18 protein-coding genes and 1 tRNA gene are annotated in these 22,626 nt (G+C 57.7%); 16 read left to right on the plus strand and 3 right to left on the minus strand.

Annotated elements, in window-relative coordinates:
* Window positions 1–6 precede the first annotated feature (6 nt).
* Window positions 7–477, plus strand: a complete 471-nt coding sequence (locus WD429_RS11015; protein WP_368422224.1) for a flavodoxin family protein — start codon at window positions 7–9, stop codon at window positions 475–477.
* A gap of 11 nt (window positions 478–488) precedes the next feature.
* Here WD429_RS11015 and WD429_RS11020 read toward each other — a convergent pair whose 3' ends face one another.
* Window positions 489–863 (minus strand): PilZ domain-containing protein, encoded by a 375-nt coding sequence (locus WD429_RS11020; protein ID WP_368422225.1) that lies wholly within the window; start codon window positions 861–863, stop codon window positions 489–491.
* Between the two features lie 283 nt (window positions 864–1,146).
* On the opposite strand from WD429_RS11020, the gene WD429_RS11025 reads away from it, so the two are divergent.
* The 3 genes from WD429_RS11025 to WD429_RS11035 are packed head-to-tail and all read left to right on the plus strand — an operon-like array spanning window position 1,147 to window position 5,830.
* The gene (locus WD429_RS11025) at window positions 1,147–3,555 is read left to right on the plus strand and encodes a Lon protease family protein (protein WP_368422226.1); all 2,409 of its coding nucleotides are present in this window, start codon (window positions 1,147–1,149) and stop codon (window positions 3,553–3,555) included.
* A 37-nt stretch (window positions 3,556–3,592) separates the two neighbouring features.
* Entirely contained in the window at window positions 3,593–4,219 is a 627-nt protein-coding gene (gene fixJ / locus WD429_RS11030) for a response regulator FixJ (RefSeq protein WP_368422227.1), read from the plus strand.
* Between the two features lie 45 nt (window positions 4,220–4,264).
* Window positions 4,265–5,830, plus strand: a complete 1,566-nt coding sequence (locus WD429_RS11035) for a response regulator (protein ID WP_368422228.1) — start codon at window positions 4,265–4,267, stop codon at window positions 5,828–5,830.
* Here WD429_RS11035 and WD429_RS11040 read toward each other — a convergent pair.
* Window positions 5,827–6,702 (minus strand): MaoC/PaaZ C-terminal domain-containing protein, encoded by an 876-nt coding sequence (locus WD429_RS11040; protein ID WP_368422229.1) that lies wholly within the window; start codon window positions 6,700–6,702, stop codon window positions 5,827–5,829. The genes WD429_RS11035 and WD429_RS11040 overlap by 4 nt on opposite strands.
* A gap of 232 nt (window positions 6,703–6,934) precedes the next feature.
* Here WD429_RS11040 and WD429_RS11045 point away from each other — a divergent pair, with 232 nt between their 5' ends.
* On the plus strand, window positions 6,935–7,966 hold the full coding sequence (locus WD429_RS11045) for an AraC family transcriptional regulator (protein ID WP_368422230.1): 1,032 nt from the start codon (window positions 6,935–6,937) through the stop codon (window positions 7,964–7,966).
* A gap of 170 nt (window positions 7,967–8,136) precedes the next feature.
* Window positions 8,137–8,213, plus strand: a tRNA-Asp gene (locus WD429_RS11050).
* A 71-nt stretch (window positions 8,214–8,284) separates the two neighbouring features.
* On the opposite strand, the gene WD429_RS11055 is transcribed toward WD429_RS11050, so the two are convergent.
* Complete coding sequence (locus WD429_RS11055; RefSeq protein WP_368422231.1) at window positions 8,285–9,358, minus strand: AraC family transcriptional regulator; 1,074 nt, start codon at window positions 9,356–9,358, stop codon at window positions 8,285–8,287.
* 147 nt (window positions 9,359–9,505) lie between these two features.
* Between WD429_RS11055 and WD429_RS11060 the strand changes: the two genes are divergently transcribed.
* The 10 genes from WD429_RS11060 (at window position 9,506) to WD429_RS11105 (ending at window position 22,611) form a co-directional block, all read left to right on the plus strand.
* On the plus strand, window positions 9,506–11,575 hold the full coding sequence (locus WD429_RS11060; protein ID WP_368422232.1) for an FAD-dependent oxidoreductase: 2,070 nt from the start codon (window positions 9,506–9,508) through the stop codon (window positions 11,573–11,575).
* Window positions 11,576–11,671: 96 nt separating this feature from the next.
* Window positions 11,672–12,922 carry a DNA repair protein gene (locus WD429_RS11065; RefSeq protein WP_368422233.1) on the plus strand — a complete coding sequence of 417 codons (1,251 nt, stop codon included), beginning with the start codon at window positions 11,672–11,674 and terminating at the stop codon, window positions 12,920–12,922.
* Window positions 12,923–13,050: 128 nt separating this feature from the next.
* Window positions 13,051–13,935, plus strand: a complete 885-nt coding sequence (locus WD429_RS11070; protein ID WP_368422234.1) for an NAD(+) kinase — start codon at window positions 13,051–13,053, stop codon at window positions 13,933–13,935.
* Window positions 13,936–13,937: 2 nt separating this feature from the next.
* Window positions 13,938–14,951, plus strand: coding sequence for a metallophosphoesterase (locus WD429_RS11075; protein WP_368422235.1), 1,014 nt, complete (start codon window positions 13,938–13,940; stop codon window positions 14,949–14,951).
* Between the two features lie 3 nt (window positions 14,952–14,954).
* The gene (locus WD429_RS11080; RefSeq protein ID WP_368422236.1) at window positions 14,955–15,815 is read left to right on the plus strand and encodes a rhomboid family intramembrane serine protease; all 861 of its coding nucleotides are present in this window, start codon (window positions 14,955–14,957) and stop codon (window positions 15,813–15,815) included.
* A gap of 166 nt (window positions 15,816–15,981) precedes the next feature.
* Window positions 15,982–16,272 carry a YeaC family protein gene (locus WD429_RS11085; protein ID WP_368422237.1) on the plus strand — a complete coding sequence of 97 codons (291 nt, stop codon included), beginning with the start codon at window positions 15,982–15,984 and terminating at the stop codon, window positions 16,270–16,272.
* A complete protein-coding gene (locus WD429_RS11090) occupies window positions 16,269–17,111 on the plus strand; it encodes a DUF2797 domain-containing protein (protein ID WP_368422238.1) in 843 nt (280 codons plus the stop codon). The genes WD429_RS11085 and WD429_RS11090 overlap by 4 nt, the downstream gene beginning before the upstream one ends.
* Before the next feature lie 69 nt (window positions 17,112–17,180).
* On the plus strand, window positions 17,181–19,823 hold the full coding sequence (gene pepN, locus WD429_RS11095) for an aminopeptidase N (RefSeq protein WP_368422239.1): 2,643 nt from the start codon (window positions 17,181–17,183) through the stop codon (window positions 19,821–19,823).
* A gap of 157 nt (window positions 19,824–19,980) precedes the next feature.
* Window positions 19,981–21,369: a DUF1329 domain-containing protein gene (locus tag WD429_RS11100; RefSeq protein ID WP_368422240.1), complete on the plus strand. Its 1,389-nt coding sequence runs from the start codon at window positions 19,981–19,983 to the stop codon at window positions 21,367–21,369.
* A 147-nt stretch (window positions 21,370–21,516) separates the two neighbouring features.
* Window positions 21,517–22,611, plus strand: coding sequence for a YCF48-related protein (locus WD429_RS11105; RefSeq protein WP_368422241.1), 1,095 nt, complete (start codon window positions 21,517–21,519; stop codon window positions 22,609–22,611).
* Window positions 22,612–22,626: the final 15 nt, after the last annotated feature.

Here is a 22,626-nt window from a genome sequence, read left to right on the forward strand (position 1 = left end):
GGGGGTATGGGCAACAAAAAGAAGCTGTTGATCGTTGCCCATGCGCCGTCTCCCAACACTCTGAAGCTGCGCGAAGCCGCAGAGCAGGGTGCCCGCCATGAAGATATCGAAAACGTTGAAGTAACCGTGTTGGCCCCGCTCGATGCCGGGCCTGACGATGTTCTTGCCTGCGATGCCATCATCCTCGGCACCACCGAAAACCTCGGTTACATGAGCGGAGCTCTCAAGGATTTCTTTGACCGCAGTTACTACCCCTGCCTGGAATTGACCCAGGGCCTTCCATTTGCCTACTACATCCGCGCCGGCCATGACGGCACCGGCACCAATCGCGCGATAGAAAGTATTACCACCGGCCTGCGCTGGAAACTGATTCAGGAGCCCCTGCTTTGCCGGGGGGAGTACAGGAATGACTTTGAAGACCAGTGCCGGGAGCTGGGGATGTACGTGGCAGCCAGCCTGGATGCCGGGCTGTTGTAAACACGACAGGCTCAGCTGGCAAAGCGGTTATATAGACCTTCAATCCGGGACAGTGCATTGTCCACGGTTCGGGAATATCCCCTTTGATCAGAGCAATAACTGAAACGAAGACTGACGCGATAGCCGGTTTGAAACGGCTGGCAGTCAACCACCTGTGCGGCCACGCGGGATTCCGAGATGTATTTTTCATCGAAAGCGAGATACAACCTGGCACCCGCCTCCACAGGTCGTGGGCACAGAACCCCCATGCCGTAACGGTTCAGGTCAAGGCAGGTGACCCTGGTCGGGTTTTTGCCACGCCCAAAAAAGCCGCGCTCGCGCAGCCTGACCTTCAGGCACATAGCGGGATATCGCGCTTTGATTCTGCGGTCTGCGGAATCGCTCATCGTGTGTAGGCATCCCCTGCGTGACTTATGATTGTTTTAGCCCGGATGTCCACCGGAAGAGGAAGTGTAGTTCTGGAACAGTTGTCTGAAAAATGACCAGGCCTGAAACTGTGAACTGAATAACAAAAAACGGATTGTCCGACGTGTGCCGATAAATCTTTGGCAGGAACGCGACATGGCGGGCGGCAGATTCTACAATGATCGGCCATAAGCTAAATCAGATGGTAGTGCCGCGCCCCTGGGCGTAACTGCCATAGCATTCAGACCGTTACAGGACCGAACCTTGAAGTCACTGTCCCTGCACCAGTTGTACAAAGCGTGTGTTTTAAAAGATTTGCCGTTCAGAACAACCCGGCAATTACAGCCGCTGGCGGAGATTGTTGGGCAGAGCCGTGCTCAGGAAGCGGTTCGCTTTGCGCTGGCCATGCCGCACAGCGGTTACAACGTTTATGCGGTGGGCCGCAACGGGCTGGGTAAACGCACGATGATGTTGCGCTATCTGGAGCATCACGTGGATACCGAGCACAGCAGTCATGACTGGTGCTACGTGGCGGATTTCGAGGAGCCCCGGGTGCCCCGGATTCTAAGGCTGCCTGCCGGCAAAGGCACCCAGCTCAAGCAGGATATGGAACGGTTGATGGGGCGGCTGATGAAGATCATCCCCCAGACGTTCGACAGCGACAGCTTCCTGGAGCGGTCTGAACAGCTCAAAAACGAATACGGCAAAAAGCAGGAAGATGAGCTTGAGCGGGTGGCTGCTCAGGCTAAACGCAAAAAGGTAAGCCTGAACGTGTCAACGCCGGGTGGTTATCGCCTGGTCGCCATGAACGGCACTGAACCTCACACCGCCGAGTCGTTCCGGGATCTGACGGAGCAGCAGCGGGACAAGTTTGAGGACGATATCAACCGTCTCGAGAAAAAACTGCGTCAGGCCCTGCGTAAGCTGGCGGACTGGGAACAGGAATACGCCGATAAGCAGCAGGCGCTCAATCAGGAAACGCTGGAAGGTATTTCCGGTCATCAGCTTGACGAGCTGGTGGAAAAATATAAAGACCTGCCCGAGGTGGTTGAGCACATTGAGGCGGTGCGCAAGGACATGGCCGAAAGCCTGGATATCTTCCTTGAAGACAACGACGAGCAAGCCGCCATCGCCTATGCGTCCCTGGACAAGAAAATGCCTCGGCGCTACCTGGTGAACCTCCTGGTGCATCAGAAAAACAACGAAGTGCCGGTTGTGGTCGAGGACAATCCGACGTACCACAACCTGTTTGGGTATGTGGAGAGCGTGACCTACAAGGGCACGGTGTTCACCGATTTCTCGCTGATACGCCCCGGCAGCATTCACCGCGCCAATGGCGGCTACCTGTTGATGGACGCCATCAAGGTGCTTGAGCACCCGTTTGTCTGGGACGCCCTCAAGCGGGCGTTGCGCTCGAAGTCGATTGAGATCAACTCCCTGGAGCGTGAGCTGACGTTGTCCGGCACCATTTCCATTGAGCCGGAAGCGGTGCCGCTGGATGTCAAACTCGTGCTGTTCGGTGACCGGGAGACCTGGTTGCTGCTGCAGGACTATGACCCCGAATTCAACGAGCTGTTCCGGGTGACGGCCGATTTCGAAAACGAAATGTACCGCTCCGATGAGAGCCAGGTTCTGTACGCGAAATTTATTGCCAGCCTGGTCAGCGAGAAGAAATTACTGCACTGCTCCAGCAAGGCCGTTGCCAGGATCATCGAGTACAGCGCGCGTATTGCAGAACACCAGGATAGGCTGTCGCTGCACGCCGCAGATATTGCGAACCTGCTGCGGGAGTCGGATTTCTGGGCTCGCCAGACCGGCGCAAAACTCATCCAGGACCTGCACGTGGAGCGTGCGCTGGAAAGCGCCAAATACCGAAGCAGCCGTATCCGCGACCAGTTTTACGACTCCATCCGCGATGGCTCCACACTGGTGTCCACCAGCGGCACGTGCGTTGGGCAGGTGAATGCGCTGTCGGTGCTTTCCACCGGGGGGTTCGAGTTCGGTTTGTCCAGTCGCATTACCGCGACCTGCTATTATGGAGACGGTGCGGTCATGGATATCGAGCGTGACGTCAAACTCGGGGGCAACATTCACTCCAAGGGCGTGATGATTCTCAGCTCCTGGCTGGCGGCCCATTTTGCCGTGAATGACCCCATGCACCTGTCAGCCAGCCTCACCTTTGAGCAGAATTACGGTGAGGTGGACGGCGACAGTGCCTCGCTGGCCGAGCTGTGCGCGTTGGTGTCGGCGCTGTCGGAGTTGCCGGTCAGACAGGATCTGGCCATTACCGGCTCGGTGAACCAGTTCGGCGAGGTGCAGCCGATCGGTGGCGCGAATGAGAAAGTTGAGGGTTTTTTCAATACCTGTCAGCTTAAAGGCGGCCTGACTGGCACCCAGGGGGCGGTTGTGCCCGAGACCAATGTGCAGAACCTGATGCTCGACAGCGATGTGGTGCAAGCGGTGCGCAAAGGCAAGTTCGCGGTGTATTCCGTCAGCCGTGCCGAGGAAGCCATTGCACTGTTGCTGGGCAAGCCCGCTGGCAAGGCCGATGACAAGGGCCGGTACCCGAAACAGAGCGTTTTCGGCATTATTCAGCGACGGCTGGAGGCTATGCGAGAGCATGAACGCCAGGAGCACGCCCGGGATGACCATAAAGACCCGTCGATTCACTGACGGGCAACGATAATAAGGGATAGGAGAGTAAGATCACATGACTGATATCCAGCAAACGGTATACGTAGTAGAGGATGATGAAGCGGTTCGTGATTCGCTGGAACTGCTGCTGAAATCCGATGGCAAATCGGTAAAACCTTATGAAAACGCGACCGCGTTTCTGCGGGATTACTCAGAAAAAATGGCCGGTTGTATCGTGCTGGATATCCGCATGCCAGGAATGGACGGCATGGAGTTGCAAAAAAAGCTGAATGACAAGCACTCCATCCTGCCGATTATTTTCGTGACCGGCCATGGCGATGTACCGATGGCGGTTGACGCCATGAAAGAAGGGGCTGTCGACTTCATCCAGAAACCCTACCGGGAAGAGGCGTTACTGGAAAAAATCGAGGCCGCACTCGAACAGGATCGCGAACAGCGCAAATCCCTTGATGAAAAGCAGGAGATCATCAAGCGCATCAAGAGTCTGACCCCGCGTGAACATGAAATCATGGATCGCATGATTGCGGGTCAGGCCAATAAGGTCATCGCCATAGAGCTTGAGATCAGTCAACGCACGGTGGAAATTCACCGGTCGCGGGTGATGCACAAAATGGGGACTCATTCCCTGGCGCATCTGGTCCGTATGGTCTTGTCAGTAAAGGACCTTATCGACGCCCGATGATTCGGCCGGCATGATACGGGTAACTTTTCAACCGGCCCTGTTTATATGACTGAAGCTGTCAGTGAGTCCGACGAGACCACCGTTCTTCTGGTGGATGACAATCCCCAGAACCTGAAAGTTCTCTATGAGACTCTCAAAGACAAAGGGTACCGCCTGCTCATTGCCAATGATGGCGAAAAGGCGCTTGATCTGGCGCATCGCCACCAGCCTGAAGTCATCCTGCTCGACATCATGATGCCGGAGCTGGACGGCTATCAGGTCTGCCAGCGGCTGAAGGCTGCGCCGGCGACCTCAGACAGCGCGGTGGTTTTTCTCTCTGCCCTTGACGACGTCGAGGCCAAGGTTAGAGGGTTTGCGCTCGGCGGAGCCGACTACATTTCCAAGCCTTTTCAGGCGCAAGAAGTGATTGCGCGGGTGAAAACTCACGCCAGTGTCATTCGCCTCGAGCGGGAACTTCAGGCCCGTAACCGCCAGCTTGAAAACGATCAGGCCCGCATACTCAACGCCATCAGCGAGGGCATTTACGGGCTGGACGCTGACGGCAATATTGTTTTTGCCAATCCGGCCGCCGCGCTGATCATGCGCAGCCCGACTGAAACACTGATTGGTCAGAACTTTTTTCAACTGCATGTAGCCCCTGTCGAAGCCGAATCCGGGGCTGTGCCAGTGCAGGCGACCTGTCGGCAGGGTGTGGCTGAAAACCAGCGTGATATCGTGCTGCAGCGCAGTGACGGCACGTCGTTTCCGGCAGAGTACCGTTCAACACCCAAACTGGATGGCGAAACCCTTCACGGTGCCGTGGTGGTGTTCCGGGACATTACGGCGGAGCTTGAGAACGAACAGGCGCTTGAGGGTGCCAGAGCGCTGGTTCAGGAACAGCGCGATCAACTGGCCCATGCCTCCCGCCTGTCCACGATGGGGGAGATGGCTGCGGGCGTCGCCCATGAAGTGAACCAGCCGCTCACCGCGATCACCAATTACGCCCGTGTGGCCAAGCGTATGATGGCCAAAGAAGACCTGGATCGGGCACTGTTACAGGAAACCCTCGATAAAATTGAGGCCCAGTCCCACCGTGCCAGCGAAATTATTCGTCGGATTCGGCGATTCATGAAAAAGCCCGCCACCGGTAAAGAAGTTCTGTCTGTTCCGGCGCTACTGGAAGATACCCGCCAGTTTGCCGAAGTGGACATGCGTAACAACGAAGGTGGCATTGAGGTGACGGTCGAAGACAGCGTGCCAGAAGTGCTGGCCGACCCGATCCAGGTGCAGCAGGTGGCACTCAACCTGATTCGTAATGCGCTTGAGGCGACCCGCAGCGCAGGTTCATCAATTCCGGTGCAAGTGTCAGCTGCGCTGTGCGCCACAGGCTGCGTGCGAATCGAGGTGCGTGACCATGGCACGGGCCTGCCGGATGAGGCCGAAGAAAAGCTGTTCTTGCCGTTCTACACCACCAAACAGGACGGCATGGGCATTGGCTTGTCCATGTGCCGTTCCCTGATTCAGGCGCAGGGCGGCGACATCGGCTTTGAGCGCCCCGGCGATGGCGGCGCTCGCTTCTTTTTTACGTTGCCCGTGGCTGGTATTCAGGGTAATCCTTGTGGGGTGGATTAGCCCCAGCGCACCTCACCAGTCAGGTGGGGGGCATCGCCTTTCGCATTGAGTAATTGATAGTCCCACCCTTTCGAGCCCGTCTTCCAGTTCAGTTGAGCCGTCCCCGGCAAAAACAGCGGCTTCTTGAACTGGCAGCTTGCGGTGACGCCGTGCCCGTTCCAGTCTGGTTGCTGTTCAAGGCAGGCAAGTGCCTGCGCCTTGCTCCACATGCCGTGGGCGATGGCTCGTGGAAAGCCAAAAGCTTTTGCCGTCCATGCGTGCAGGTGTATCGGGTTGCGATCACCGGAAACATTGGCGTACTGCCGCCCGATGGACTCGGCGGCGGTAATGTTAAGGGTATTGGGGAACCGTTCCAGTTCGGGAGGGGGTGTCTTGCCGGTCGAGCTGCCTGACTGGGCCTGGCGAAACAGAAAGGTGCTGGTTTCCTCCCAGATCATTTTTCCCGCCGACCGGGCTTCGGTGACCAGGTCGAACTCCAGGCCTTTTGGGCCCTGCTTCTCGCCGTCCAGCCGAACATCTATGTCCAGAATTTCGCCAATCGCCACGGGGCGGTGCTGGGTGATGGTGTTGTTCAGGTGCACCAGACCGAGCAGGGGCAGTGGGAATGCCTTTTCCGTCAACAGTTTCAGGTGTAGCGGAAATGCCAGAATGTGTGGCCAGGTGATCGGCGCACTCGTTGTCTGGGCTGAAAAACCGCATACCCTCTGGTAGCGTTTCAGGTTATCGTTGGCCGTACTAACGCCGGTCAGGCGCGCCCTCATGTCCGGAATGGTCAGGTCTCCGCTGGGGCGCTGCCTGCCGGGCAGGATGGCCTTGCCATACAGGGACCAGAGTGACGGAGGGGTGTTCTGATAGATTGTGGTGTCCGGCATGGTAATGAAACTCCAACACTTGGAAACAGTTAAGCGCTATTAGGTCACCAAAAAGTCAGGCATGTAAACATTCTGGTACAACTGTGCGCGTCTGGCCTGATATGCTCTAATATATAAGACCAAGGTCTCAAAGTCTGGCAAACCCGGCCGGACACGACATTGACTTGGCGTCCAGCGGCGGATGTCCGGTGGGCCAAGGCGGCTTCCAAACACAACTATAAAGCGGGATGTTATGCAGGAACTTCGTGACGCAGGAGTGATGTTACGTCTGATCTACGAGGCGATGAAAAAGAAGGGGATCGACACGCAGGCAATCTTCAGCCGTTTGGGCGTGGATGAAAATTACGTATACACCGATCAGCTCAGAACCCCCCACAGTGCCCAGGTCTATTTCTGGCAGGCGGTAGAGGATGTGTCTGGTGACCCCGACATCGGGTTGCACCTGGGGCAGTTGCTGCCAGCGTATAAAGGGCAGGTGCTTGAGTACCTGTTTTTGAGCAGCCCGACCTTCGGGGAGGGGCTGAACCGTGCCCAGAATTACCAGCGCCTGCTCAGTGACGCCGCCAATACCGACTTCTTCATCGAGGGTGACGAAGCCTGCATGGTGCTGGACGCCGCTTCCGAGGAGATCAGTCAGCTCAGGCATTTCAACGAGTGTTTCGTTCTCGGCCTGATCATTTTCTTCAATTCCATCACCGAGCATCAGTTCCGGCCCTCCCGCATTGAATTTGAGCATGACCGTGAGCATGGTCAGGACCATGTGGAAGAGGTGATGGGTTGCAAAGTCCTGTTTGGCGCGGAGCAGAACCGGCTGTACTTTCCTGTTGCGATGCTGTCCCATGCTTCCCCTCACGCCGAGCCGGAATTGCTGGACCTGCACGAGCGTTTCGCCAGCGAGCAGGTCGCCCGGTTGGAGAAAAAAGACATTGTTGGCCAGGTTGAGCGCATTGTGGCGGAACTGCTGGACAGCGGCGAAGTCACCCTGGATGCCGTCGCCGAGCGGCTGGGTATCAAGCCAAGAACGCTGCGCACCCGGCTGACGGAAGCGGAAACCAGCTTCAACCAGGTACTCGCGGATTTCCGCTATCGTCTGGCCCGTCAGTTGCTGGCAACCACCGATGAGTCCATCGACGAAATCGTTTACCTGACCGGGTTTTCCGAGCCAAGCACCTTCTACCGTGCTTTCAAGCGTTGGTCCGGGATGACGCCGATCGAATATCGCAAGACCGCCCAAGGTAAAGATGCCATGGTCGATGCCATGTAGAGGCATCGCACCCCATGAAGTTTTTTTGGGAAAAGCGTTGACATAACCGGGGGCCTCTTTATAATGCGCCCTCGTTGTCACCAAGCAGTCAGGCCCCTGATTGCAGTGGACAGAAACGCCTGATCTTAAAAGAGAAAGCGATTTCAGATCCTGAAGGTGATGACCAACGCGGAGCGGTAGTTCAGCTGGTTAGAATACCGGCCTGTCACGCCGGGGGTCGCGGGTTCGAGTCCCGTCCGCTCCGCCATTTTTCCTTCCTGATTGTGCTTTGCCCAATTTTGATCCTGCTTTCCGTGTATCCAGTGCGCCAGCCCTGAGTCAGCGTATGCCTTTTCGCGTCTGCTCCTCATGGAACTGTTTCCTGTGCTCGCCCGGGCTGATATCGAACCACCGTCGATAGGCCTTGTGAAACGCCGCCGGATTGGCAAAGCCCAGAAGCCATGCAATTTCCGCCAGTGACGTTTTTGTCTCCCGGATATACTCTGCTGCCAGATCCTTTCGAGTCTGGTCTACCAGTTCGCGAAACCCCGTTTGTTCATCCGCCAGTTGCCGCCGCAACGTCCAGGGCGCAATACCCAGCCGTGCAGCGATGGTCTCCAACGACGGCGTCACGCCTTGCAGCAAAGGCGTCAGCAAGTCCCGGACCCGATCCCTGGTTGTCCATCCGAGTCGTATCTTCTGTAAAAGCTCGTCGCATTGCCTCGTCAGTGCGGTGTGCACGGCTGGCTGCGCCTGAAGCGACGGTGTGCCGCCAATATCCTGCGCCAGTGTCAGCGCGTTGCTGCTGGCACCAAACTGCACGGGGCAGCCAAACCATTGCTCGAAAGTGGCATCCAGCCCGATGGACGGGTATTCGATCGCCACTCGTTCCAGCACCCGGTGACGGCCACTGATGGTTCGTAAAAAGCTGGTCCAGGCGGCCATCACCGAATCCACCACGAAGTAGTTGAAAACGTTGTAAGGGCGAATTGAGTAAAAGTGCGCCTGCCGGCCGTTGTCCGATGTGCTGGCGGCTCCCCGGCTGTTACGGCTGGTCAGCAGGCTGTAGCGAATCAGCGCGGTCAACGCTTCCCCGGTCGTTGGGGCCGCCTGGGCCGCGAGCCCGGCAAGGCCGGCGTCCACCGGGCGTGTCAGCGAGCCCATGGTGAGGCCAATTGCCCGGTTGCCGGTGAGTTCGATGGCAGCTTGCCCCAGCCGCATGAATCGCGGAATGCTGATGCGGGCATCGGGAGAGGTGAGGGTTTCTTGGGTCAGCCGAAACCGTTCCATCAGCGCGAAGGGGTCATGACCTTCGGCGGACACCGCCCTCATCAGCACGGAAACGTACAGAACGCTGATGTCGCCCAGAGAGTTCTGCCGGCCCGCCAGGGCGGGAGTTGCAATGTTTTGCATGATGGATTTGTCTTGTGTGTTATCTGAGGATATTAAAATGTAGTTTAGGGATATTGTTCAATGCAAGGGGCACCGGTAATTTAGTGTCATCGACAAGATCGGCACCCGATGAGTGACCGGCTGGTGAATACCCTGAGGAGAGAGACAATGACCGCAGCATCGACACCCGGTGTGAACAAGTATCCGAACCTTCTGGAGCCTCTGGACCTGGGCTTTACCCGCCTGCGTAACCGGACGTTGATGGGCTCCATGCATACCGGGCTTGAAGAGGCCAAAAATGGGTTTGACCGGCTGGCGACCTTCTACGCTGAGCGCGCACGCGGCGGGGCAGGGTTGATTGTGACCGGCGGCATCGCCCCCAACGTGGAAGGCGGCGTGTTTCAGCACGCTGCGAAAATGACCACCGAGGAAGAATCCGACCGCCACAAGGTGATCACTCAGGCGGTTCATGACGCCGACGGTAAAATCTGTATGCAGATTCTCCACGCTGGCCGCTATGCCTATTCCCCGGAGCTGGTGGCCCCTTCTGCCATTCAGGCACCGATCAACCCGTTCACCCCGAAAGCGTTGGACGAAGCGGGCATCGAAAAGCAGATCCAGGCCTACGCCGACTGCGCCGCCCTGGCTCAACGCGCCGGCTACGATGGCGTGGAGATCATGGGTTCCGAAGGCTACTTCATCAATCAGTTTATCGTCTCTCACACCAACCACCGTGACGATCAATGGGGCGGCAGTTACGAGAACCGTATTCGCCTGCCCATCGAGATCGTGCGCCGCGTGCGTGAACGGGTAGGTGACCGGTTCATTCTGGTTTATCGCCTGTCCATGCTGGACCTGATTGAAGATGGCAGCACCTGGGAAGAAGTGGTGCATCTGGCAAAAGAAATCGAGAAAGCGGGCGCTACCATCCTCAACACAGGGATTGGCTGGCATGAGGCCCGGGTGCCCACGATTGCCACCTCAGTGCCCCGTGGCGCTTTCAGCAAGGTAACGGCGCGCCTGAAGAGCGAAGTATCCATTCCCCTGGTCACCACCAACCGTATCAATATGCCGGACGTGGCGGAGAAAATTCTTGCCGAAGGCGACGCCGATATGGTGTCAATGGCACGTCCTTTTCTGGCGGACGCCGAACTGGTGCAGAAAGCGGCTGAAGATCGCGCCGATGAGATCAATACCTGCATCGGCTGTAACCAGGCCTGTCTGGATCATACGTTCAGCGGCAAGTTGACCTCGTGCCTGGTCAACCCGCGGGCCTGTCACGAAACCGAGCTGGCCTATGTGAAAACCGCTGCACCCAAATCCATTGCGGTGGTGGGGGCCGGGCCCGCAGGCCTGGCGTTTGCCACTGTGGCGGCGGAGCGTGGCCACAAGGTGACACTGTTTGATGCGGGCAGTGAGGTGGGTGGGCAGTTCAACGTTGCCAAGCGGATTCCCGGCAAGGAAGAGTTTTACGAAACGCTGCGCTATTACCGGGTGATGCTGGACAAACACCGCGTGGACGTTCGCCTGAATACCCGGGTCGATGTCGATGCGCTGAAGAGCGGCGGGTTTGATGAGGTGGTACTGGCCACTGGCGTGGAACCCCGCACGCCGGACATCGAAGGCGTGGATCATCCCCGGGTGATCGGCTACCTCGACGCGTTGTTGGAACGTAAACCGGTCGGGGAGCGTGTAGCTGTCATCGGCGCTGGCGGTATCGGCTTCGATGTGTCCGAGTTCATTGTCCACAAGGGCACGTCCGCGGCGCTGGACCCGGATCATTTCATGCGCGAGTGGGGTGTCGATCTCAGTGTCGCCCACCGTGGCGGTATTAAGGGCGTTAAAGCGGAGGTGCCAGAGCCCGCGCGCGAGGTGTACCTGCTGCAGCGCAAGGCATCCAAGGTGGGCAAAAACCTGGGTAAGACCACCGGCTGGATTCATCGAACCTCACTCAAGAACCGTCAGGTACAAATGGTGCCCGGTGCCACCTATCGCAAGATTGATGATGAGGGGCTGCACATTACGGTTACGCCGAAAGGCGCGGAGCAGGGGGAAGACAAGCTACTGCCAGTGGATACCATTATCCTGTGTGCGGGCCAGGAGCCGTTGCGGGAACTGCAGCAGGGGCTGGAATCAGCCGGGCTTTCGGTGCACCTGATCGGCGGGGCCGATGTGGCTGCTGAACTGGACGCCAAGCGGGCCATTGACCAGGGCAGTCGCCTGGCGGCGGAGATCTGATCACAAAACGTTTCAGTTTTTCGCTGTTCCCCGCTTGTTGTCTGGCTAGACTATCATTGGTTGATCAGCCAGGTTCAAAAACGCGAGGAGTTAATAATGAGGTCTGCCGACCAGGCAAGTGATGGTTATTCGGCGGTGTTTTTCATGGACGGCAGCAACGTGTCGCGGCAAATGCGTGGCACGGAGTTTGGCGCGTTTCTGGATGGCTACGTCGGTCTTTCCGACCTGGCGGATAGCGATGTCAAAGCGGTGCACGTGGAGCTGGGGGGCGATCTTCTGGTTCGCGCGCTGGTGTTCTTCAGCATCTACTTCGATGAGGAAGGGCGGGCTGACTCGCATTGGAATCTACCGGTCGAAAAGCTGGCCCAGGCGGGTGCCAAAGGCCCCGACATGGGGGCCGGCCCCGTTCGACTGGTGTGCCGCAGCCAATGCCCTGATCCCTCCCTGTCCGAAGAGCTCTGGGACCCGGATATGACCCCGGGTAGCAACCATTTTCAGTCGATCCGCAAAGCCGTAGACACCAACAGCCTCAAGTTCCGTAAGGCTGAGCCGGAGCAGGAAGAGAACATTCCGGTTCTCGCCGCGGAGTCATCGCCTGCCGAATCGCCCGGAGCGGCGGCGGACCGCGCGAGGCTTGCCCAGCTTATCCGTGAACAGCGGCTGCGGATCAAAACCCTCCAGAGCGTCCATCGGGATTCATTGGCCGAGATGCAGCGAGCGCACCGGCTGGAAATGCAGGGGCTTCGCAGCGACACGTCGGCTCTTGAGCAGAAGTACGAACGCCAGCGCCTGAGCAACGAGCAACTGAAAAAACGGCTGGCGGAGCGTAATGAGCAATACCTCTCCATGCAGGAAAAGATTGCCGAGATAGGTAATCGCGATGCCCGCAAGGACGCCAGCAGCAATGCAGAGCTGGTGCTGATTCGCGAACAGTTGGAGCGCAAGCAACGCGAGCTGGAATTGCGGGATGATAAAATCGTCGCACTGGAACAGGAAAATTACGATCTCAGGCACCAGGAACCACTGGAAAACTCGGTGATGGCTCAGTTGCAGCAGCACTCGGTGTTTCTGGTGGCCTATCACGCCGGGATAGGCCACCTGACCTTGCCCTACGATGATATAGAACCCTATTTCCGCAACCCGGTCGCCTACGCGGCTGAACGTTGTGGCCTCAATGAGCCCGCATATCGCGAGTGGCTTGGGCACTACGAACATCCGGCCTGTGCTCATTTGGATGAGAAAGGCGGTGTCTGCGGTGAGCCGGTGATGCGAGTCAGCCAGCCTGCGGAGTTTCAGCCAGGGGTGGATGACCGGTGTGAAGCCCATCGCGAGCCAGCCAAAGCCTGAGCGTTTGGTCGCATCCGCCTGACTCTTTTTTCAGATTCGGGGTAACTTTCGTTAGACTGTCGGCTGACGGTCGCCTGTGCCCGGTGAAAATCCGGCCCGGCGCTACTCCCGACACCACAGGAAGCTACATGGACCAATTCAGGAATATCGGCGTAATTGGCCGTATGGGCAGCGTGAAGGTGGTTGAATCCCTGCGCCAGCTCAAACAGTATCTGGTTAATAATCACTATCACGTCATTATTGAAGAAGACACCGCCAGTATGTTGCCCGGCCATGGCCTGCAGGTCGCGAGCAAGAAGTTGCTGGGTGAAATCTGTGATCTGGTGATCGTGGTGGGCGGTGATGGCAGCCTGCTTGGGGCCGCCCGGGAACTGGCCAAGTCCAAAATTCCCCTGTTGGGGGTCAACCGTGGCCGGCTCGGGTTCCTCACCGATATCTCGCCATCGGACCTGGAAGAGCGGCTGGGAAAGGTTTTGCAGGGTGAATACATCGAGGAAACCCGCTTCCTGCTGGATGGCAACGTCGAACGCAACGGTCAGCCCCTCGGGTTTGGCACGGCGTTGAACGATGTGGTTCTGCACCCGGGCAAATCCACGCGGATGATTGGTTTTGACCTGTATATTGATGGTCATTTCGTTTATAGCCAGCGTTCGGACGGTCTGATTGTATCAACGCCAACCGGGTCGACGGCCTACTCGCTGTCCGCCGGTGGGCCGATCATGCACCCCAAGCTGGACGCCGTAGTGCTGGTGCCCATGTTCCCCCACACTTTGAGCAGTCGCCCGATCGTGGTGGATGGCAAGAGCGAAATCAAACTGGTGATCGGGGAAACCAACGAAACCTATCCCCAGATCAGTTTTGACGGGCAGATGAACATTGCCTGTGCCCCCGGCGACATCATCCGCATCACCAAGAAACCGTTCAAGATCCGCCTGATTCACCCGGCGGACCACAATTTTTACGCCACATGCCGCGATAAACTTGGCTGGGCCAGTGAGATCTCAGCGAGTTGAGCATGCCAGCACAGGTGAAAGCCGCAAGCCGCGGTTACGACATTATTGGTGACATACACGGGTGTGCCCACACACTGACCCGCCTGCTCGATCAGATGGGTTACAGGAAGATCAACGGCGTCTACCAGCACCCCAGCCGCCAAGCGATCTTTATCGGTGACATCATTGATCGCGGTCCCCGCATCCGTGAGGCCCTGCACCTGGTCCGGGATATGGTGGAACACGGGGCGGCCCGAATCGTGATGGGCAACCACGAATACAATGCCCTGGGGTACTGCACGCGTGCCAGGCCGGGGAGCGGCCAGAAATGGCTGCGGGAACACAACGCCCGCCATGACCGGTTGATTCGGGAAACGCTTCAGCAGTTTGATGCGCACCCCCATGAGTGGAATGAGTTTCTGGAGTGGTTTTACACCATACCGCTGTTTCTCGAGGAAGAGGGCTTCCGCGTGGTGCACGCCTGCTGGGATAGGGACTTGATCGGCAAGTTCAAGCAATCTCAGGGCGGAGCCTGCATTGATGAGGATTTCCTGCATGCCTCGTCCGCTATCGAGTCCTTCGCCGGTCAGGTGATGGATACGCTGTTGCGGGGCACCGATCTGAGGTTGCCAGAGGGTGTGAAGATTACCGGCAAAGACGGCTACGTGCGGGAGTTCTTCCGCACCAAGTTCTGGGCCGATGGCCCGCAAACCTACGCCGATGTTGTGTTCCAACCTGACCCGCTGCCGCCGGAAGTGGCCCGCATGGAGTTGTCTGATGCCGAACGCCGGCAGTTGATTTCCTACCCGTTGAGCGAGCCCCCGGTGTTTGTGGGCCACTACTGGATGGACAGCAGCCCGGCCCCGTTGAAGCAGAATGTTGCCTGCATTGATTACAGCGCTGTTAAATACGGCAAACTGGTGGCCTATCGCATGGACGGCGAACGTACGTTGTCAAAGGACAAGTTCGTGTGGGTGGATGTAGACCGGCCGGAGCAGGCGGATTACCCAACCAGTGAAGACAGCGTGACGAGGTAACCGGTGTATCGTGTAAAGCAGCTTGATGTCAGTGTCGACCTGGCGAGTTTCAGCCGTTGGTTGCGGGAGCAGGGCGTAGGTCACCGCATTACTGAAGAGGGTGGATTCCAGGTTCTCTGGCTTGAAAATCCGGACCATGCGGCCCCGGTTCTGGAAGCGCTGGATCGCTTTCTGTTGGAGCCGGAAATGCGGGAAGCGGTGAATACCACCAGCCAGTCACCGGTGTTTGTCGGTGGCCGCTGGCAGCCGTCTCCCCGCCATGCCCCGCTGGTTCTCGGAATCATCGTGCTTGCGGTGGTCGTGGCCTGGGTCACCGGGATGGGGAGCAACCAGGCATCTACGCTGCTGATGATGGTTGATCCCCAGAACTATGCCTGGGACAGCCTGTCAGCAAGAGTGGATGCATTGCGAGAGACCCTGGCGGGTGGCGAGATCTGGCGACTGATCTCGCCGGATTTCCTGCACTTCAGCTGGACCCACATCATTTTCAATTCGGTGATGCTGTGGTTTCTGGGCAGCCAGATTGAATGGTTCGACGGCAAAGTTCGCCTGATGGGGCTGTTTGTGTTCACCAGTCTGGTGTCCAACGGACTGCAGTATTTCGTGTCCGGACCATTGTTTGGCGGTCTGTCCGGCGTTGTCTACGGTATTCTCGGTTACTGCTGGCTCAGCCAGCGACGTTATCCGAGGTTTCAATTCCCGCCGGCATTGGTGACCTTTGCCGTGGTGTGGATGGTTATTGGGTTTACGCCTTTGCCGGAAATGCTGGGCCTGGGGCGCATGGCCAATGAAGCCCACCTGGGTGGTTTTGTTGCAGGGCTGGCGCTGGCGATTGTGTGGCCCCCTCATCGCCGTGCAGCCTAAAAAAAGCCCCGCCAAAAGGCGGGGCATTAAAGAAGCTTATAGCTCCTGATGAGAGAGACCAAATGAACGACCTTCGTCATTTGGCGAGTTAATGATAATCGTTATCATTTTTATTTGTCAACACACTGCAGACATTTTTTAGCAAACGCGCATACAGGAGACGACGATGACCTACGAAGAGCTGATTGAGCGACTGGACCCGACCGTGTACACCAGCCTGCGTCGCTCCATTGAGCTTGGCAAATGGCCTGATGGTCGCAAACTCTCACCGGAGCAGCGGGAAATCTGCCTTGAAGCTGTGATCTACTACGAGAACCGCCATAATATCCCTGAAACAGAGCGGGTCGGATTTCTGGATCGTGGCAGCAAGGCCGGCACCGCCTGCGATCCATCGGTCAGGCAGCCGTCCGGTCAGGCGGAGGTGGATTCGTCACAGTTTGTTGAGGTCAAGTCTTGAGCCCATTGGTGGATGTCAGTGGCCGGTTGCGAAAAATGCCGGTTGAAGCGGGCAAGCCAGTCGAGTACGTGATCCGGCTCGGGGACACCCGGGTGCCGCTGAACGAGATGATTGGCCACTCGCTACAGATCGACTTCGATGGCGTTATCCGGTGCATTCACTGCGACCGTACCACCAAAAAAAGCTTTAGCCAGGGCTATTGTTACCCGTGCTTCCGCAAGCTGGCGGCGTGCGACACCTGCATTATGAGCCCGGAGAAATGCCATTATCACGAAGGTACCTGCCGCGAGCCTGAGTGGGGTGAAACCCATTGCATGGTTGAGCATGTGGTGTATCTGGCAAATTCCTCCGGACTGAAAGTGGGGATAACCCGGGGTTCTCAGGTGCCGACCCGTTGGATCGATCAGGGCGCGGTGGATGCCATTCCGATGATGCGGGTGGCGACCCGGCAACTGGCGGGTTTTGTTGAAGTGGCCTGCAAGCAGCATGTGGCTGACCGCACCAACTGGCGGACCATGCTCAAAGGGGATGTGCCCGAGCTGGACCTGGCTGCCGAACGTGACCGGTTGCTGGCCTTGATTGCCGATGACCTTGACCGACTGAAAGCGGCCCATGGTGCAGATGCCCTGCGAGCGGTGGATGAACAGGCGCTGGGCCTGAGTTACCCCGTCGACGTATGGCCGCAAAAAATCAAAACCCATAATCTGGATAAAGTGCCTTCAGCGGAAGGCGTACTTGAGGGAATCAAGGGCCAATACCTGATGCTTGATACCGGTGTGATCAACATTCGTAAGTACACCGGCTACGATGTTCGCTTGCGGGTATTCCCCAAGCCCTGAGCCCCTTCACCATTACCGTGCCGGCACCGTTCACCCGTGCCGCCCGAACCAGACATTCCGGAGACAGCAATGCGTACCAGTCAGCCACAGACCATTTACCTCAAAGACTACAGCGTGCCCGCCTTCCTGGTGGACCATGTCGATCTCAGGTTTGAACTTTATGAAGACGGCACGCGCGTACACAGTTCCCTGTCCATCCGCCGCAACCCGCAGTTGGCCGACAATCATGGCGCGCTTGAGCTGGATGGCGACAGCCTGAAGCTGGAAACCGTCGCTCTGAATGGCACCAACCTGTCAACCGGGCAGTATCAGGAGCTCGGCGAGACGCTGTTGGTTCCGGATGTGCCTGATGATTTTGAGCTGACCGTGGTGACCTGGATCGAGCCCCAGAACAACACCCGCCTTGAAGGGCTGTACAAGTCATCCGGTATGTTCTGCACCCAGTGCGAGGCGGAGGGCTTCCGGTGCATCACCTACTTCCCGGACCGGCCGGATGTGATGGCGCGCTTCAGGACCCGAATCGAAGCGGACCGGACGGCCTATCCAATCCTGTTATCCAACGGTAACGATGTGGAACGTGGCGACCTTGCGGACGGCCGGCACTTTGTGACCTGGGAAGATCCGTTCCCGAAACCCTGTTACCTGTTTGCGCTGGTCGCCGGGGATCTGGTGGAAAAGCGGGATACCTTCACCACGCTATCAGGCCGCGAGATCGACCTGCGCATGTACGTGGAGCCGCGTAACTCAGAGAAATGTGATTACGCCATGGACTCCCTCAAGCGCTCCATGCGCTGGGACGAAGACGTCTATGGCCGCGAATACGACCTCGATATCTTCATGATCGTCGCTGTGGATGATTTCAACATGGGGGCGATGGAAAACAAGGGGCTGAACATCTTCAATTCTTCCTGCGTACTCGCCAGCCAGGAGACCGCCACTGATTTGGCGTTTCAGCGCATTGAAGCGATTGTCGCCCACGAATACTTCCATAACTGGTCGGGCAACCGAGTTACCTGTCGCGACTGGTTCCAGCTGAGCCTGAAAGAAGGTTTTACGGTGTTCCGGGATTCCCAGTTCTCCTCCGATATGGGCTCGCCGACGGTCAAGCGTATTGAGAATGTCACGCTGCTGAGAACCGCCCAGTTCGCGGAAGACGGCGGCCCCATGGCCCACCCGGTGCGCCCGGCGTCGTACATGGAAATTTCCAACTTCTACACCCTGACGATCTACGAGAAAGGCGCGGAAGTGGTGCGCATGATTCACACGCTGCTGGGGCCGGATCTGTTCCGCAAAGGCAGCGACCTCTACTTCGAGAGGCACGACGGCCAGGCCGTGACCACCGATGATTTTGTCAGAGCGATGGAAGACGCCAGTGGGCGTGATCTTTCCCAGTTCCGCCTCTGGTATGAGCAGGCAGGCACCCCCGTGCTGACGGTGAGCGATCACTACGACGAGCAGGCCGCAACGTACCGCCTGACCATCGAACAGAGTATTCCTGATACTCCGGGACAGCAGGACAAGAAACCTCAGCACATTCCATTTGCGCTTGGCCTGCTCGACAGCAACGGGAAAGACATGCCTCTGGTGCTTGCTGGTGGCTCGGATGACTCACTCACCGAGCGAGTGCTGGAGTTGACAGAGGCGAGCCATACGTTCGAATTCACCGGTGTGACCCAGCGGCCGGTGCCGTCATTGCTGCGACAGTTTTCGGCACCGGTACGGGTGGCGTATCCGTGGACGCGGGAGCAAATGCTGTTTTTGATGAAACACGATACTGACGGTTTCAACCGTTGGGACGCCGGTCAACGACTGGCTGTCGACGTGATCCAGGGGCTGGTCAGTGCGCCCGACGCGGGAGAGATTGAGCCGCGGCTGGTGTCCGCGTACCGTCATCTGCTGTCTGATGCATCCCTGGACCAGGCGCTGGTGGCAAAAATGATGCAGCTGCCGTCGGAAGCCTACCTGATCGAACTGGCTGACAGCCCTGACGTGCCGGCTATTCACCAGGCCCGCGAGCGGGTGCTGGCGCAACTTGCCGGGGCGTTGCGAGAGGATTTGCTGTCCTGTATTGAGCGCCATGCTGATAATGGCATCTACGGACTGACGCCCGAAGAAGTGGCCGGACGCAGTCTTCGCAACACCGCGTTGGCGTGGTTGCTACACATCGGCGATGAGGAAGGGCGTGACCGGGCGGTACAACAATTCCGCGAAGCGGACAACATGACGGATCGCCTTGGTGCCCTGCGTGCCCTGGTGAATTCCGGGTTCGTGCAGGAGCGCGAGAAAGCGCTGGAGAGCTTCTATCAGCAGTTCTCAGCCGATCCGCAAGTGGTGGAGCAGTGGTTTTCAGTGCAGGCTTCCAGCCCGGAAACCGGCAGCCTGGAGCAGATTCAGCAGCTCATGACTCACGAAGCGTTTGACTGGAAAAACCCCAACAAGGTGCGTTCGGTGATTGGTGCCTTCGCCGGTCAGAACCTGGCAGCCTTTCATGCCGCAGATGGTTCTGGCTATCGCTTCCTGGCGGAGCAGGTGTCGCGTCTCGATGACAGCAACCCCCAGATCGCAGCCCGGCTGGTGACACCGTTGACGCGGTGGCGGAAATTCGCGGCGGTTCACAGCGAACAGATGCTGTCCGCGCTTGAGCGCATCCGTGACAAGAAGGGGCTTTCACGGGACGTTTACGAGGTGGTTCACAAAAGCCTGGCGGGCTGATGGATGGGGAGGGCCTGGAAAGGACCGGAGAAAAAAATCGCACTTTCGGTCGATAGACAATAGTGGCCAATCGTCTAATCTTTGCAGTAGTCGGTAAACCATGAAACGATAAAAAAAGGCTCTCGAAAGGGCTTCCAGACGGAATAAAGGTTTCATAATGAGATACAACAAAAACGTCATTCTGGGCAGTTTGCTCGCATTTTCTGTGGCATCTGCGCCTGTTGCGGCTGCGGTGTCATCAAGCCAGGCCGCTCGGTTGGGGCAGGATCTCACCCCGTTCGGCTCTGTCAAAGCGGGTAACGAAGCAGGCACCATACCGGCCTGGGATGGTGGGCTGACAACGCCGCCGGATGGATACACTGAGAGTGGCCAGCACCACATCAACCCGTTTCCGGACGACGAAGTGCTGTTTACCATCAGCGCGTCCAACATGGAGCAGTACAGCGAATATCTTACCGATGGTTTGATAGCCATGCTGGAGATGTATCCCTCCACGTTTGAAATTCCCGTCTACAAGAGCCGGCGTACTCACGCCGTGCCGGACTGGGTTGCCGAAAACACCAGAAAAAATGCGGTGAACGCGGAGATCGTCGGCGAGGGTGAGGGACTTGATGGCGCATTTGGCGGCTACCCGTTCCCCATATTGCATGGTAATGACGAGGAAAAGGCATGGCAGGTGATCTGGAATCACCTGACCCGGTGGCGCGGCATCAGCGTTACACGGCGCACCAGTGAGGTCGCGGTCCAGACCGACGGCGATTATTCTCTGGTGACTTCCCAGCAGGAAGTCTTCTTTAACTTTTACAGCCCCGAAGGCAGTGAAGAAGATCTGGATAACGTGATTTTCTACTACCTCTCGTTTACCCAGTCACCGCCCCGCCTTGCCGGCGGTGCAATCCTGATCCACGAAACCCTGAACCAGATTGTCAACCCTCGTAACGGTTGGGGCTATAATGCCGGTCAGCGCCGCGTACGCCGCGCGCCGAATCTCGGGTATGATTCGCCCATAGCGGCTTCCGACAACCTTCGGACCGCGGACGATACCGACATCTTCAACGGCGCTCTGGATCGTTATAACTGGAACTACGAAGGCATGCGGGAGATCTACATCCCGTACAACAACTACCGGATTGGCGAGAAAGACACGCCTTATTCTGAGATCCTCGGAATGTCACACATCAATCCCGACATGACTCGCTGGGAACTCCATCGGGTGCATGTTGTCGAGGCCACTCTTAAAGACGGTGAACGTCACATATACGGCAAGCGCCGCTTTTACGTGGATGCTGACAGCTGGAACACCGTACTGCTGGATCAGTATGACGGCCGTGGCGAGCTCTGGCGTGTGACCATGGGTCTGCCAAAGAACTATTACGAGCTCCCGGGCGTGTGGACAGTACTTGACGTGTACCACGACCTGCAGGCGCGCCGTTACCACGTTTTGGGTCTCGACACCGAAGAACAGAGTACCCGTGAGTTTACGGACGACGTGCCCAATAAGCGTTATTTCTCCCCGGCGTCACTGCGCCGCCGGAGTGTCCGCTAAACCAATCAAAGCGTCCCGGATGCCTTGCCACCGCATAAAGTGGCGAACCGGCACCACAAAGACACAGTTCAAACCAACATATAGGCAATCTGAATGGCTACAAGGTTGATGTGCAAGACTCTGGGAGCGGCTTGTCTTGGAGTATCCATGGCACTGTCCGCTTCCCCGGTGTTTGCGCTTGCAGATATCATCGAAACCCCGTCCCGACCAACGTTACTTGCGCCGGAGTCACTGCTGAACGATGTGACCCGCGCCGGTGATCGAATTGTCGCCGCCGGCGAACGCGGTCACATCATCTTCTCGGATGACCAGGGGGAAACCTGGGTGCAGGGACAGGTTCCCGTCTCGGTTACCTTGACAAGTATCGATTTCGGCACGGCGGAGCACGGTTGGGCTGTCGGGCACAGTGGCGTTGTCTTGCATTCGGCCGATGCCGGTAAATCCTGGGAGCTGCAGCTAACTGGTACTGAGGCCTCCAAGATTGCCATAGAAGGCAAGCAGGAACAGATAGCCGAGATGGAGGAGCGGATCGAAGAAGCTCCGGAGGAAGAAAAGGGCGACCTGGAATGGGCGCTGGATGATATTTTCTTCGCCATTGAAAACATGGAAGCCGATCTTGAGGTGGGGCCTGTTAACCCGCTGATGGACGTTTGGTTCGAAGACGAGAACCACGGCTTTGTGGTGGGCGCTTACGGCATGATCCTGCGTACCACCGACGGCGGTGAAAGTTGGGAAGACGCGTCTGCGCAAATCGATAACGCACAGAACTTCCACCTCAACGGTATAACGGACATTACCGGCGGTGCCTTGGTGGTCGTCGGTGAAGGCGGTCAGATCCATGTGTCCACCGACGGCGGGGACACCTGGGAGCGTCGTGAAAGCCCCTATTCAGGTTCTCTGTTCGGAGTGATTGGTACCGGTCAGGTCAATGGAATTCTGGCGTTCGGGCTGCGCGGCAACATGATGATGTCTACTGACCTCGGCCAATCCTGGAAAACGGTGACCAACGAAGCCGGTGCCACGGTGATGAATGGCATGGTCGCGGACGACGGCCGTATTACCCTGGTTGGCAACAGCGGCGTCGTGTTAATGAGCACCAACGGTGGTGAGTCGTTCCGTCCCTATTTCCGGAATGATCGGGAAGGCGTGATGGGGGCCGTACCGGTATCCGGCACGAACCTTCTCCTGGTCGGCGAAGGTGGCGTCAAGTTTACCGACGCGCGCGGCAAGAACCTTCAATAACGCCCTGATGCGGCA

The sequence above is a fragment of the Marinobacter sp. genome (genome assembly GCF_040904845.1).
GTDB lineage: Bacteria > Pseudomonadota > Gammaproteobacteria > Pseudomonadales > Oleiphilaceae > Marinobacter.

Coding starts and splice junctions, on each gene's coding strand:
- pepN (WP_368422239.1), top strand. CDS start 17,181: ATGCGTACCAGTCAGCCACAGACCATTTACCTCAAAGACTACAGCGTG.
- WD429_RS11015 (WP_368422224.1), top strand. CDS start 7: ATGGGCAACAAAAAGAAGCTGTTGATCGTTGCCCATGCGCCGTCTCCC.
- WD429_RS11105 (WP_368422241.1), top strand. CDS start 21,517: ATGGCACTGTCCGCTTCCCCGGTGTTTGCGCTTGCAGATATCATCGAA.
- WD429_RS11035 (WP_368422228.1), top strand. CDS start 4,265: ATGACTGAAGCTGTCAGTGAGTCCGACGAGACCACCGTTCTTCTGGTG.
- WD429_RS11055 (WP_368422231.1), bottom strand. CDS start 9,358: ATGCAAAACATTGCAACTCCCGCCCTGGCGGGCCGGCAGAACTCTCTG.
- WD429_RS11020 (WP_368422225.1), bottom strand. CDS start 863: ATGAGCGATTCCGCAGACCGCAGAATCAAAGCGCGATATCCCGCTATG.
- WD429_RS11085 (WP_368422237.1), top strand. CDS start 15,982: ATGACCTACGAAGAGCTGATTGAGCGACTGGACCCGACCGTGTACACC.
- fixJ (WP_368422227.1), top strand. CDS start 3,593: ATGACTGATATCCAGCAAACGGTATACGTAGTAGAGGATGATGAAGCG.
- WD429_RS11075 (WP_368422235.1), top strand. CDS start 13,938: ATGCCAGCACAGGTGAAAGCCGCAAGCCGCGGTTACGACATTATTGGT.
- WD429_RS11060 (WP_368422232.1), top strand. CDS start 9,506: ATGACCGCAGCATCGACACCCGGTGTGAACAAGTATCCGAACCTTCTG.
- WD429_RS11065 (WP_368422233.1), top strand. CDS start 11,672: ATGAGGTCTGCCGACCAGGCAAGTGATGGTTATTCGGCGGTGTTTTTC.
- WD429_RS11045 (WP_368422230.1), top strand. CDS start 6,935: ATGCAGGAACTTCGTGACGCAGGAGTGATGTTACGTCTGATCTACGAG.
- WD429_RS11040 (WP_368422229.1), bottom strand. CDS start 6,702: ATGCCGGACACCACAATCTATCAGAACACCCCTCCGTCACTCTGGTCC.
- WD429_RS11070 (WP_368422234.1), top strand. CDS start 13,051: ATGGACCAATTCAGGAATATCGGCGTAATTGGCCGTATGGGCAGCGTG.
- WD429_RS11100 (WP_368422240.1), top strand. CDS start 19,981: ATGAGATACAACAAAAACGTCATTCTGGGCAGTTTGCTCGCATTTTCT.